The sequence below is a fragment of the Paenibacillus sp. AK121 genome, assembly GCF_019042715.1.
GTDB classification, from domain to species: Bacteria; Bacillota; Bacilli; order Paenibacillales; family Paenibacillaceae; genus Paenibacillus; species Paenibacillus polymyxa_C.
On record NZ_JAHPJM010000009.1, the window covers coordinates 161,523 to 176,582 of the forward strand.

At 43.8% G+C, this 15,060-nt stretch carries 5 protein-coding genes; 1 reads left to right on the top strand and 4 read right to left on the bottom strand.

What is annotated here, in order from left to right; translation table 11 throughout:
* Positions 1-93 precede the first annotated feature (93 nt).
* The 3 genes from KSP24_RS17150 to KSP24_RS17160 are packed head-to-tail and all read right to left on the bottom strand — an operon-like array spanning position 94 to position 12,985.
* Positions 94-975: a glycosyltransferase family 17 protein gene (locus KSP24_RS17150; RefSeq protein WP_216975961.1), complete on the bottom strand. Its 882-nt coding sequence runs from the start codon at positions 973-975 to the stop codon at positions 94-96.
* Entirely contained in the window at positions 962-9,553 is an 8,592-nt protein-coding gene (locus KSP24_RS17155; protein ID WP_216975963.1) for a non-ribosomal peptide synthetase, read from the bottom strand. The genes KSP24_RS17150 and KSP24_RS17155 overlap by 14 nt, the downstream gene beginning before the upstream one ends.
* Positions 9,554-12,985, bottom strand: a complete 3,432-nt coding sequence (locus KSP24_RS17160; protein WP_216975964.1) for a non-ribosomal peptide synthetase — start codon at positions 12,983-12,985, stop codon at positions 9,554-9,556.
* Positions 12,986-13,174: 189 nt separating this feature from the next.
* Here KSP24_RS17160 and glsA point away from each other — a divergent pair, with 189 nt between their 5' ends.
* A complete protein-coding gene (glsA, locus tag KSP24_RS17165; RefSeq protein WP_013371363.1) occupies positions 13,175-14,113 on the top strand; it encodes a glutaminase A in 939 nt (312 codons plus the stop codon).
* A gap of 69 nt (positions 14,114-14,182) precedes the next feature.
* On the opposite strand, the gene KSP24_RS17170 is transcribed toward glsA, so the two are convergent.
* A complete protein-coding gene (locus KSP24_RS17170; RefSeq protein ID WP_216975966.1) occupies positions 14,183-15,049 on the bottom strand; it encodes a VOC family protein in 867 nt (288 codons plus the stop codon).
* Between the last annotated feature and the right edge of the window lie 11 nt (positions 15,050-15,060).

Here is a 15,060-nt window from a genome sequence, read left to right on the forward strand (position 1 = left end):
AATAACCTTCCGATGAATCAATCTGAACCATCAGAAGGCTTTAAACTAAACTGCCGATCCTGTCGGCAGTTTTTTTATTTGATCTCTTTCACTTTACTTGTACCAAAGATCATCGGTTTCGAGCTCCTGTAGGCTGCTCAAAAACGATTTTGAGTTATCAACATAAAGTTCGGTGTCGATATAGTACAGCTTTTTATCTTGTAAGCATTGATCAATATACTCTACATTCAAAATACTTTTATCTTCTACATTGGCGGCAAATGCTTGCAGTTTGGGAAGTGCAGTTTTCTGATATTCAAGCCACGAATGATGGAATCCAGCCGGCTCCTCCAGACAATAAATGTCATGATACAACGCTTCAGCAATCCCCTTTTTCCTGAGATAATCGGGTGAGAAAGGCATACTTTTGAAGTAGCGTCCGGTCATAGCAAACACGCGATAGCTCCAATGAGGAGCACCATGATTAGATTGGCAAAAAAGATTCAGGAAAAATACAGAATAGTGCATTTTTATCGTAATAATATGATGTTTCTTCACTTCCGCAACAATACGATCCGCCATCCGGCTGTCAATGATCTCATCGAAATCAGCCAAGATGATCACATCATCATCCTCAACCTTTTCCTGCAAAATAAAGGTGCTCCTGTTTCTTTGGCAAGCTTCATTGTGAAACGCACTGTTATGACTGAGCAGACTCCAGTACCAGTGGTCAAAGTGATCTGCGCCGCAGCGATCCACATCAAAATACAATGAATGCTCTTCAGGTGCGCGAAACAGTTCATCCGCATGAAATGGATGGTGAATGACCTTGGGACCTATATAATCTGGATTAAAGTTGCAGGGCTTATTCAAATAGCTGAATGTCTTGTTGGCCTCGATTACGTGCATTTCGTCGATCCAGCTGGCATTTTCTTTTATTTTAATCTCTGCAATGCGATTTTCATTGAAAAAAGGGCAAAATTCATATATTTTCATAATCTGAGGCTCCCTCCATTATCATGCTATATGTTCGAATACCAATGCTTCGATACAGATATTCGGATATAAAGCGTATTAGCTCTGCGATCGTCTGATCTTTATAATGCAGTGAACTATAATAGCAGGTTAAACTTAATCTATCTCGTCTAAGGTCTGCCGTCATATTTAACTTGTAAGCAGAGGGGTTGTCCGCCGCATTCGTGCTTCCGTGAGAAATCGATAAAGGCTCATACAAATCATCAGCTATTCCGTTCATTTCCTCTGATTGGTAATGGAAAAGCATGTGCGTTCCGTCTCTCAGTGGTTTCGTATTTGGATAAACATCCTGTATCATATAACGTAAAATAAAGTAATCCATGCCTTCAGATGGAACATGCTGCAACATGTGTATGACATGTCTCAGTGCCATTTCCCAATTGTCCGACTGATCTCCTGCCGGGATCTGAATACGAAGGGGATATGCTCCAGCAAAAAAACCAATAGTACGATCAATCACAATACCCGGCAAAAAGGACTCACGTTGATAAGACATGACATGCAGCAGCAAATCCGATTGGTTTTTTAATTGAAAACAAGCCTGTGATAATGCCGTTAGTAGGATGCTCAGTGGTGTAGTTTGATGCTTTACAGCCAATGCCTTTAATAGCTGAAGATGCTCTTCTCCTTCAAGTAAATCAAGCGTTATAGTTTTCATGTGGCGATGGAGAGGCTGTGCCTCAAATTCCGTGTCAACCTGCAAAGATTGTCCGCCTTCTACAATCCTGTTCCAAAAAGTGAATACTTTAGAAAAAGTGTCTTTCGCCGCATATTGCGTCAACGCCATGCACCAATCCCGATAACTGCTTCCCTCCTCTACATGTAGCGCCAGATTACTCCCTTGTCCCGGCAAGAGAAGATGTCTCAAATCCTCTAAAAAAATGTTTATAGAGATTCCGTCAAAAATTAAATGATGGAACAGAAGCAATATCACCTGTTGGCTCTCGTCGTAATAGTGCTCAAACCATACAACCTTCCATAAAGGTCCTTCCTTGATATCGAATTCATGCTGCACTTTCGAGCAGTAGTCCGAAATATAGGCGTCATGAGATACCGAAACCATGCGCAAATCCACGTAAGAAACCACCTGTTGTACACTTATTTTCTGCTCAAATTGATACCATTCATCATCCTCCAGTTGAGCAAATGACAGCCGTAACGCCGCATGTTTGCTCAATAGTTGTTCAATCGACGTGTTCAGCAATTCTGTAGGAATGTAATTTTTGAGCAGAGCCAGGTAAGGTACATTAAACATGTTGCGATTCACAAGATCTCTTTGGAAAAAACGTTTTTGTACAGCAGACAGTGGAAATCCGTCATACGGGTATGTTTTTCTTATAGACTGAATATACGGGTTATCCATGTTTGGAAAGAGGGCAGCCGCTGTATCCGTCATTGCATTGCTCAACGAAAGTGCCAAACGTTCGATCGTCTGTTCGCGAAATATCTGGTTAACCGTAACCGGATATCCGCTTTTTTGCAGCAGGCTGGCTATGCGCAATGCATGGAGTGAATGTCCTCCCAACGTGTGAAAGTCTTCATTCTTGCCAATGTAATCTAGCTTCAGGACCATGCTCCAAACTTCTTCTATGGTTTGCTCCAATTCAGTCCACGGTCCAGCATTTGCTTCTTTATCGCTATGGATTTCAGGCAAAGGAAGCTTTTTGCGATCAATTTTCCCGTTAATCGTTAATGGGAACGATTTTAGCCAAATGTAACGAAACGGCAGCATATATGATGGCAGAACGTCAGCCATAAAAGCATGAAGCTGTTCCTCTCGTTCTTCCTCTCCCGCTGTATAGTAAGCGAACATTCGGAGATCGCCATGAACCTCCCGGACAAGGATCAGGCATTCTTTTACCACTGGATAGCTACTTAAACGGAACTCGACTTCTCCGAGTTCGATTCGATATCCGCGGAGTTTTACCTGATCATCAGCCCGTCCGATATACTCGATATTCCCGTCTGGCAACCATCTCACACGATCTCCCGTACGATATAATACTAAATTTGTGCCTCTTTCACGATCTTTGGCAGAGCGGTGTGGATTTGGAGTAAACGCATGCTGTGTCAATTGGTTTTGCTGCCAATAACCCCTCGCCACCCCGTCTCCTCCCACGTATAATTCCCCGACTGCTCCGACAGGCTGAACACGGCTCCGTTTGTCCAAAATATAACAAGTTGAATTACTTATGGGCTTACCGATAGGAATATTCTGCTCAAATGGCTTTTCGATCCGGTAGCTCGTCGAAAAAGTGGTGTTCTCCGTAGGACCGTATGCATTGAGAATCGAGAGTTGCGGATAGGCGAGCCGGATACGATTGATATGTTTAACCGACAAAATTTCCCCACCTACGACCAACCATTGAAGCCCAGCAAACAGCTTTTCATTTTCTTCAATCCAGTGATTACACAGGGCAGAACTTAACCATAGGGTATTAATTCTCCACTCCTTTATCCGCTGCTCCAGCACATGGATATTTAGAAGATCGTCTTTGGAAATTACAAACAGCTGGCCGCCATTCAGCAACGTCCCCCAAATTTCAAACGTAGAAGCGTCAAAAACAGGCGAACCCGTATAGAGTAATCTGATGTCAGAGGAAAATGGGAAATAACAATTGTTTTTGACCAAGCGAATGACATTGCGATGTTCCACCATAACGCCTTTCGGTTTTCCCGTCGATCCAGAAGTATACATGAGATAAGCAAGATCATAGGGAGCAACCCTATTTTCCTTCTTTTCCTGTTGTACAACTCCAATTTGGTCAAAATGTTCTGTATCAATCAATGTTAAACGGATTCCCTTACAAGCTTCCGCGATACGTTTTGTTCCTTCCTGTGAAGTGAGGATAGTGTCCAGTCCAGCATCCTTGATTAATTCTCGGGTTCTTTCTGCCGGAAAATCAGGATCAATAGGAACATAGGCATATCCCGCTTTCATGATCGCCAGGATGGAGACAATGAATTCAAGAGAACGCGGCAAGTAAACTCCAATAAACTTTCCATGATTACTGGCATTAGCATCATCCGCTAACCTGTTGGCAATGTGCTGAGACATGAGGTTTAGGCTTTGGTAGGACATAACCTGATTGTGCGCGATTACTGCTGGCTGTGAAGACCGCAGCTTTGCTTGCTCCTGAAATAAGTCAACAATCGAACGATCTCTGGGATATGCTGTATACGTATTATTCCAGTCATAGACGATTCGATCATATTCATCCTTATTCATGAAGCAAACGTCTCCGACGGTGTGATTCGGATAATCCAGCACATATTGCACCGTATTTTGCAGTTGTTCTGCCAATCGGCTAACCGTTTCTTGCTTCAGTCGATCTGCATCATATATAAACTTGATGATGATCTGTTCCCCGTCATGAGCCACGGTGATCGTTATTGGATAATTCGTTTTCTCTCGTTCCTCCATAGCTGACATCTTCAATTCATTTTCAGGTTGCCGATAGTCGCTTAAATAATTTTCGAATGCCACGATGCTATAAAACATGGCATGTCCTTGAATACCAGACCAGCTCTTCAATTCGTTCAGACTCACATAACTGTGGTCGTTTAGTTTCTGAATGGTTTGGTGCAGCTGTTGTACATACTCCGTGATGGTTTGCTCCACATTCCAGTGCATGACTAAAGGCAGCGTATTAATCAGCATACCTGTGATCCGATCCGCTTGTGCAAGATCCGATCCTCTCCCGGATACCACCATGCCAAAAATGGTTGTATCGGCATCATGATAGACTTGTAGCATTTTGCCCCATGCGAACTGTACCAGTGTATTTAGCGAAACTTGTACTTGCTGTACAAAATCAGCGATCTGCTTGGTTCGTCTTGAATCGATAATAAGCGTTTCGATCTGCTGGTTCTCTATCGGTTGATGTACATCGGGAAGTGTACCTTTTTCTATCGGTGGTCGTGTCGGCTCCGTTACGTCGGCCAAATATGCCCTCCAGAATGTCTCGGCCTCCGTGCGATCCTTATTATTTAGCCAACGAATATAAGATTCAAAAGAACGGTTCAAGTTACGTTGAGGTATCCGATTTTGCAGGCTGCAAGCATAGAGCTCATGTACCCGATTCAGTAGTAGCGGCAGGCTCCAACCGTCCAGCAAAATATGGTGGTAACTCCAAATCATCGTCCATTCGTTCGAAGCAATCTGAATTAGGGTTAGGCGGAACGCAGGCTGAGTTAGATCAAAACGGCGATTACGATCCATTGTCATCCAGCGTTCGATATGCTCTTGTTGCCGCTCTGGTTGCTCTGCTTCAAAATCCAAAAACGTCCATTCCAATTCTGCATTTCGGACAATACATTGTATGGGCTTGTCCAACGTCTCCCAAATGTAGCAAGTCCGCAAGCTATCATTTTCGGCAATGACGCTGTTCCAGGCTTCCCGGTAACGATCTACCTCTAGCCTGCCATGATATTTCCAATGAACCTGCACGAAATATTGATCGGAGGCGGGATGGTCCAAGTAATGGAACAGTAGTCCTTCCTGTAAGGGACTTAGATACAGCATTTTATCTAGACCATGTTTCAAATGATATGTCTTTACGATCTGATCGAGCGAATGCTGTTCCAGGGACACGGATGGAAAATCACTAGGCGTGAATTCTTCGTGTTCAGCCTGGCTGCAATGCTCGATAATAGCAAGCAGACGTGTTACAAAAGCTTCTAGCAATTGAGTTATAGTTACTTCTTCATAGTGACATTTGCTATATTTCATAAACAGATGCAGCTTGCCATGAACTATGGAACAATTGAGTTCCAATAGGCTTGTTCCATGATTAAGCGGTGAGCTATAATCCTGTGCTGCGTCACGTGTAAACTCTAGCCACTCTTTTGACTCGTTCATATTACCCTGATCAAATTGGCCCAAGTAATTAAAAAGAGCCTGAGGTTCAGAAGCTGCTAACTCGGAACGGACTTCTTCGTGCGGGTGACAGTATCTCAAAGCACCATATGACATACCACGGTGAGGAATATAGCGCAATTGCTCTTTGACAGATTTAATCGTTGCTCCCAAAGAGCCGCTATCCAGAATCCGAATGCATACCGGAAACATAGAGGTAAACCAACCGATAGTTCTTGTAAGGTCTATATCGGATACAAAATGCTCACGTCCATGACCTTCTAAGCGAAATGCAATCGTTGTCTGTCCAGACCAATCGGAGAGTGCCAAGGACCAAGCTGTAAGCAGCACATCGTTGATCTCAGTATGGTAAGCCTGGGAGCAATGGTGCAAAAGCAGCTCCGTATCGTCGAAAGTAAGCATCGTAACCAATTCCGACGATGCACTGCTCTTTTTATGAGCCGGATAATGGTCTACTGGCAGCACAAATGCTGCAGCTTGGTGCTGTACTATTTTCCAATACTCAATATGACTTAACGTATCCTTATGTTCAGAATAACTCATCAATACAGAGTGCCACTTTTTGTATGGATTCAAAACGGGCGGCAGTGCAGTCCCCTGATACAATTGACACAATTCCTGAACCAATATTCTCCAGGAAACTCCATCAATGACCAGATGATGTATAGTCATAAATAAACGAGCTTTACCATCAGGATGACCTTGGATTACTCCTGCATATATCATAGCGCCGGTCTCATAATTCAATTGTCTGTTCCACGCATCACATATGCTTAAAATTTCGGATTCAGGATAATCAATTTGTTGAAGGGTATAGCTAGCCAGTTGAATGGAGGCATCCGTTCGATAGCGCTGCGAATACACATGTTCCCTGACCACAATCTCCATCGAAAGCTCTGGATGTAATCGAATCAATTGATTAATGGCAGTTTCCAATCTCACAGGATCAAAATCACGGAGCACAAACAGCTGGGATTGATTGAAATAATGCGGCTCTACAAACTGTTGCTCGAAAAACCACTGCTGAATCGGTGTCAAGCCAAATTCGCCTGACCAATCAACCATAAGCTCTTCCGTTTGATTACTGTTTGTCCAAGTAACAACAGTAGCTAATTTCTTAATAGTTGGATGCTCTGCCACTAGTCTTGGAGTAAGTATCATACCGTGATCTCTGGCCATAGATACGACCTGAATGGCAAGAATTGAATCTCCCCCAACAGCGTAAAAATGGTCGTTAACTCCGATATCTCCCCTTTTTAAAATCTGTCGCCAAATCCTAAGCAGACGCTTTTCAAGATCATCCTCGTCTGCTTCCACAACTTCATCAGCTTGAAGAAATAAGATGCTCTTCGGATCAGGGAGAGCCCCGCGGTCGATTTTCCCGTTAGTATTTACTGGAAACGAATCCAAATGGCAGAAATATGAAGGAAGCATATAAGCTGGTAATACAGCACCTAAGTGCTGCGTCAATTCCGCCTCTTCTAGTTCTTCTAGAGCAGTATAATAAGCTACCAGTTTATGGTATGACCCGTCCTTCCAGATTTGAACGACACATTGACCGATGTCAGGATGTTGGCGTAGCTGATATTCTATTTCACCCAGTTCGATACGATACCCTCTGATTTTAATCTGTTCATCACTACGCCCTATAAATACCAGTTCTCCATCCGGCGTCCATTTCACAATGTCCCCGGTTTTATATAACCGCTCACTGTGTGACGGATATTTACTGCTGACTGCAATCTCTTTGTGAACGAATCGTTCTCGAGTCAGTTCCTCACGATTCAAATATCCTCTGGCAAGCCCAATGCCCCCTACCCATAGTTCGCCGGGAACGCCGACAGGCACAGGATTGCCGAATGAGTTCAAGACGAATAAATGTTTGTTATAAACGGGTTTGCCAATCGTAATTTCTTTTCCTGGCTGGCAGACAGAAGTAGCACAAATAATCGTTACTTCGGTCGGCCCGTAAGCGTTCACAAATCGTCTTCCTCTTCCCCAATAGTCGACAATATCAGGTGTACAGGGTTCTCCAGCAGATATAAGTGTACGCAATTTGGGCAATTCTCTATGTTTCATTGTTCGGAGCACCGATGGCGTCAGCATGGCAATATGGATCTTCTTCTCTGCCAGAATATCTGAAATGTCTGCATAAGGTGGTAGTTCATCGTCTGAAAGGACAACCAAAGTCCCGCCTACTGATAACGTGCCGATCCATTCGTAGACCGAAGCGTCGAAACTCATGGAGGCGAATTGCATGACTCTTGAGTCGGACGTAATACCAAACTTTTCAACAAGATAAGGGATCAACGTAACCAAGCCAGCATGTTCAATGAGAGTTCCCTTCGGTTTTCCGGTAGACCCGGATGTGTAGATGACATAAGCCAGATCATTCTGTTTCAGCCCGATCTGCAAATTTTCGTAAGGATAGCAGTCCTGTTGCTCCGAGCATTCATCCACACAAATCAGCGTATGTGGTTTCATACCCAGTTGAGAAATATATGGATTTATTCTACTTACTAATTGACTGTGCGTTATAATCATTTGGACCTGTGCATCTTCTAAAATAAATCGCAACCGCTCTCCAGGATATTGGGGATCGACCGGAAGGTAAGCAGCTCCTGCTTTCATAACTCCGAGCATTGACGGGATCACATCTGCGCTCCTGTCCATAATGATAGCAATCAGCGTGCCAGCCGGCAGAGAGCCATGTCCTTGCAGCAAATGCGACTCTATAATCATGTGGCTGATTTGATTTGCCCGGTGATTTAACTCATAATAAGTCAGCTTCTGCTCACCAAACTCCAAAGCGATCGCATTGGGTGTTCGATCAGCTTGCTCCTCGATCAATTGAACCACCGTTTTATCCAAAGGATAGGCTTGTTCTGTATCATTCCATTGTTGCATCTGTTCGCGTTCTTCCGTGGTCAGCATGGGGTGAAATAGTATCTTTTTCTGCGGAAAAAGGAGTGCATTTTCCAGCAATGTTTGAAAATGGCCTGCGAAGCTAGCGATTTGTCTTTCTCCAAAACGATTGCCATCATACTGTATTGCGCACTCCAATACATCCGCATCATAATGGTAGCAGAGTGCGATTTCTAGCTGATCTATACTTTGTAAAAGAGCCTGTGCTTTCACATTTGAACTTGGAGATAGGAAATGATCATACATTTCTGTGATACCCACATTGAAGAAATCCTTCTCTCCCCCTGATCGAGGATCGACTTTAGTCTGCTGCGAAGAATCCTCTCTCCAATCGCCGCTGGTATGTCGTTTGTTCCAATCCAATTGTATCCTTTGTATCAAAGAGAAAAGATCATCTTCCCTTTGTATATGAATGAGTAGCGGATAATCCAGACGATCTCCTTTTTCTTCTTTGTCGGATATCATAGAATATACAACAGGCAAAGTATATTGATTGGCGTAATGGGATACCAGTACGGACCATATGGCTATTATAAAGGAAGGCATGCCTATCTGATGATCCTGGACAAATCCTATAATCGCTTGGACCTGTCTTGTCTCCAAACGAATGCCGTAAAGCACTTGATTGTGGCCTGCAGGCTGTGAGATATTTCTACTGGAGTGAGAAAATAAAGGCAAATAACGTCGTGGTCTATCAGACCCACTCTGACTAGGTATAGTGGATGACTCTATCACTTATTGTACCTCCCCTATCCGGGATGCTATACCAGCAGCTTGATAAAAAGCGGTCCTGACTTCCTCTACTTCTATCTCGTAACTGCATCGTATAGAAAAGATAAGACCATCCGTGTAGGAAGAAGCAATGCAATTGAACAGTGAATGGATCGGCAGTGGATTCGGTTGCTTTATAACGGTATCATCATAATAATTGCTGTATTTTGAGCCTGCCTTCGTGCTGTTTCCTAAATAGTTAAACATGAATAAATCCAGTTGCTCATACTGCTTCCCCAACTGTGCAAGTGTTCTGGTCCGCTTCCACTTGTCTTCGTAATCAGGGCTTGTAAGAAGATGCATAAAATTGATCGTATGGTATTTTAATAAATCCAGTCTGCTTCTGACAGACTGCATCATTTCATCTGGATTTTGCTTCAGATCCAACAGCATAGGCACAAAATCAATAAATTCACCGGTCGTGTTATAATAAGCTTCCTCGTCGTATCTTCTTCCATCATATAAAAATAACAATGGCAGCTTATCCATACCTAAATATGTTTGCAGGCCCCTTGTATAGACATAAAGCGCCAGCTCTAAAGAAGGATTTGCAGCGGGAATGCATACGTTAAACAGGTAGGCTTCTGTGCTCGTTCGAAGCTTCGGGGCTTGGAAGATGTATTGCTTGCTTTTTTGGAACGCTTCCAAATTAAAAGATGATATTAATTCTGGTTCCGTGATTCCTTTTGGTCCACTTTGGATTTGTCTAACATACTCCACATAGGGCTTCACTTCATCCGTAGGAAGGGAGCGATTTTGAAGTAGACTCCTGTAGCTAGCAATCAGCTGTCGCTCAGCTACTTCCGAGGTCACCCGGTCGCATATCGCATGATGATAAATAGTAATGACATAATGTTCACGCAGGTTCCGTTTCAGCACAAACATGTGGAATAACATTTGCTCTCCGGCGAATCGGGTATTTGTAACATAATCATTTATCATTTCCATGAGGGGGCCACATGGATTGTAAGCTGACACATCAATAATGTTAAGTCTTGGCACATTATCACTAGGCAGTACGTATTCCCTCCAATAAGTCCATCCATCTCTTTGGGTCGGAACACTCCTCAGTAATCCTTGACTTTGGACAAAATGATTGTAGGCCTGATTCAAAAAATTATAATTTACACACTCATCCAGCCTAAATACACCTAAACTTGGTGGTGTTTGAAACGAAATTTGCATTTGTTGAATTCCACTTAGTGGATATTCTTGTGCCACTTCTCCTCTTTTAAGAGACTGATCTTTTTTCAAATAATCATCTTTCAATTGCTTGCGTAAACTTTCCACTGGATCCGAATTCATGCTCTTTAAGCCTAGACGCTGGAAAAATTCCTCTTCATCCATCGTCCAGTATTGATCAGCCATTTCAGCTCTTAGATGCAGTGGTACAATATAGTGAGGCAGTAGCTCTGGAGCTACTTTTCCGTCCATAATCCGCAAGATATGGTTAACGTCAGACACCATGTCGGAGTAAAGCACCTGAATATCTCTAACTTCGTGAATAAAATCCCTTACTTGGTATTTCACCCACTCAAAAACACCATCCGTTTCTTGGTGAAGCCAAGACATCAGCTGATGTCTTGTTTTAATGATGCCCTGCTGCTGTTGGGACCCGATAACACTATTCTGTGTTGAACGAAGGTAATCAGCGAGGGCCCGAATCGTTTTATAGTGATAAATGTCTGCTAAAGTGACGTGATATCCTGCCCACTCCATCCTTGACATTAATGTAAGCGCATGAATAGAATGTCCACCGAGGTCGACAAAGCTATCTAAAACACTGAACTGCTGCAGTCCCAATACATCCTGCCAGATATCCATCAGCTTCGTCTCCAGTCCCGGCTCAGGAGGGACATATTCTGCTCCAGCATGCTTATTTCCTTGAAGGGCCAACAGTGCCTTGCGATCCAGCTTACCATTCAGTGTCAGTGGCATCTGCTCTAATTGAATAAAAAAAGAGGGGATCATGTAATTCGGCAGTTTTATAGAGAGAGCAAATTTAATTTCATCTGCTGTCAGTTTTGTGATCGCTGTAAAGTACGCTTCCAGTTGCTTCTGACCGGCCTCATTTTCGCGGGCAATAACAGCCGCTTCTTGTATATCATTTATTTTTAATAGTTGCGACTCTATTTCTCCTGGCTCAATTCGGTACCCCCGTATTTTCACTTGACCGTCGATCCGGCTAATATATTCGATGTTTCCGTCCGCTTGCTCTTGTACCCAATCTCCGGTACGATACAATCTGCCTCCAGGTACTCGTGAAGACTGAATAAACCGCTCTGCTGTCAGCTCTGGACGATTCAAATAACCTTTAACTAATCCATCGCCAGCGATGTACAATTCGCCTGCAACTCCCTGCGGCAGAGGACGCTGCTCTTGATCCAAGACATAAATCTTCGTGTTGCTAATTGGTTTACCGATCGGCACAGTATTTGCATTTTCGTCCAAATGATCAATCGGATAATACGTAGCAAATACCGTGCTCTCCGTCGGTCCATAGACATGAATTAAACGGCCGGGACCCAGAACAGCGAACGCTTTACGCACATGGCTGACCGACACCTTCTCACCACCGAATAGCAAGGTTTCAATGGTTGCAAAGCAGCCGGGATCAATATCTACCAATGCATTAAAAAGAGCCGTCGTGACAAAGCATTTTGTAATCTGTTGTGTACGTAGTATATTTGATAGCTCCCGTGCATTCATAGATTGATCCTGTGTGCTCAAAACAAGAGTGCCCCCATTCAGCAAAGCCCCATAAATACCAAATGTAGCACCATCAAACGAAAAACTGGACACTTGCAATATCCGATCTTTTGTCGAGAAATGGATGTAATTTGGCTTTTTAACAACACGTGTAATGTTGTAGTGCATCGTTAAGGTTCCCTTAGGTTCGCCCGTAGAACCGGACGTATACATAATGCATGCTAGCGTATCGGAACCTTGAATAGATGTGAGATTCCCTGTTTCTTTTCCATAATTCCGCTTGTCCATCAAATCCAGTACAAGACTGTCGAGCTCCAATGGGTTGTGGATTGGAAGCCGGGTCAACAGGAGGGTTGCGCCGGAATCCGTCAGCATATGGCGTATACGTTCCTTGGGAAATTGCGGATCAATCGGCACATAGGCTCCCCCGGCTTTTAAAATTCCGAAAATCCCGATAATCTTCTCCAACGAGCAGTCAACCATGATCCCGACGGACTCGTCTTTATCTACACCTTTGGCTCGCAAAACATGCGCAAGCTGATTGGCCTGTTTGTTCAGATCGGCATACGTCAAGTGCTTGTCCCCAAATACAACCGCTACGTGGTCTGGTGTACGCTCAACCTGCTCCTCAAACAATTGATGAATCGTTTTCTCCCGCGGGTAATCCGTTAACATACCGTGTAACATGTTTAAGATCATCTCCTTCTCCTGTCTGCCATAATCCAGATATTACATTAGGTTGGATATTTAACTGGAGAAAAAGAAATGACATCAGAGCTTGTTTTTCGACTGAAAATTTCTTTAAAATAAGTATATAGCTACTTCTTGCTCTACAATAAAATACCACAGATTGGTTACTCGACTGGAGGAAAAGAAATGACATCGGAGTGGCAGAGATTACAGACCAAACTGCCGGAATGGGTAGAACAAAGCCGCCATGAGTATATTCATGGCAAGGTAGCAGCATATATTCCCGAACTGTCCAAAGCCCCGGCCGACGCGCTGGGTATTGTGGTAATGAACGGTGCGGGTGAGACCGTGGTAGCCGGAGATACGGAAATACAATTTACGATGCAGAGCATCTCAAAGGTATTTACGCTCATTCTGGCCTTGATGGATAATGGAGAGGACGTTGTCTTCTCTAAGGTGGGGATGGAGCCTACCGGGGACCGTTTTAATTCCATGCTAAAGCTAGAACTGGTTGAGCCGGGGATACCGTTTAATCCACTGATTAACGCTGGAGCAATTGCTGTCTCCTCTCTGATTCGCGGAAACAGTCCAGAAGAGAGATTTGCCCGTGTCCTTCAATTTTTCCGTCTGCTTACTCATAATGACACATTGGAATATGATCAGGATGTCTACGATTCAGAATCAGCCACAGGCCATTTAAACCGTTCCCTTGCTTATTTTCTAATGGAAAAGGGGATTTTAAGAGGTCATGTGGAGGATGTGCTTGACGTCTATTTCAGACATTGTGCTGTCAAATTGAACTGTACAGATTTAGCACGTATGGGACTCATACTAGCCTACAACGGCCGTGATCCGGTCACAGGTATACCTCTGATTCCCCGTCGCTATGTACAGATCGCCAAAACATTTATGACAACATGCGGTATGTATGACGCCTCTGGTGAATTCGCCATTCAAGTCGGGCTCCCTGCCAAAAGCGGCGTATCTGGCAGTATAATGACGATGGTACCCGGACGATACGGTATCGGGCTAGTGGGTCCTTCATTGAATCGTATGGGCAACAGTACAGCGGGGGTACACTTGCTGGAGACAATGTCACGGGATTTGGATTGGAGCTTGTTTTAGTATAAAAAAAGGGTATTCCCAGCCAGTACGGCTTGTAGGAATACCTTTTTCTGTTACATTCCTGCTATGTTAAATGGTCTGACCATGAACCAATTTGATTTGAATGCGGAACGGGTCAGCCACATACAGGGCCCCATCACGTTTTTGTAATTCATAACCTGCCGCAGTCAAACGAGCAGTAATGGCATCCAATTCTTGTTGGTCTGGAACAATCAGTTCAAAATAATCCAATCCAGCAGCCTGCTCGGGAGCTGGTGGTGCTCCTTCACCTGCCCATATATTCAAGCCCATATGGTGGTGGTAGCCACCCGCGGAAACGAACAGGGCTGAAGATCCGTATCGGCACGTAATGTCAAAGCCAAGCACATCGCAATAAAATTGCTGTGCTGTGAGCAAATTAGATACATGGAAGTGAACGTGCCCAATTACTGTTCCCTGTGGCAGCCCCTGCCAAGGTATATTTTCAGAAATGGCAATCAGGTCTTCTGCATCCACGGGACCTGTTCCCATCATGTAAAATCCATCTGCATCTCTTTTCCATTGATCACGAGGACGATCCGCATAGATTTCAATCCCGTTATTATCAGGATCATGGATGTATAGTGCTTCACTTACATCATGATCTCCCTGTCCGATTTCAATCTCATGAGCTAGCAGATTACGCAAAGACAGGCCAAGAGCTACACGGTTCGGTAGGAGAATAGCAAAGTGATATAATCCAGCTGCGGACTGGCGCGAAAGAATAACTGCATTTTCAATATAATTAAGGATCAGTAGCGCATGCTTTCCGTCGACAGTCAATTCAGCCGTATCCGCCGTTTGACGCAGAAGCTGTAAACCAACGACCTCAGTGTAAAATTGAATAGAACGCTCCAAGTTACTAACTTTTAATGAAACCTGCCCGATTTTAGTGTTGTCATGAATATGTGCTGTCATCAGATTTCCCT

What these genes read in the sequence shown, in the direction of transcription:
- glsA (WP_013371363.1), top strand. Translation starts at nt 13,175, where the DNA reads ATGACATCGGAGTGGCAGAGATTACAGACCAAACTGCCGGAATGGGTA.
- KSP24_RS17150 (WP_216975961.1), bottom strand. Translation starts at nt 975, where the DNA reads ATGAAAATATATGAATTTTGCCCTTTTTTCAATGAAAATCGCATTGCA.
- KSP24_RS17170 (WP_216975966.1), bottom strand. Translation starts at nt 15,049, where the DNA reads ATGACAGCACATATTCATGACAACACTAAAATCGGGCAGGTTTCATTA.
- KSP24_RS17160 (WP_216975964.1), bottom strand. Translation starts at nt 12,985, where the DNA reads ATGTTACACGGTATGTTAACGGATTACCCGCGGGAGAAAACGATTCAT.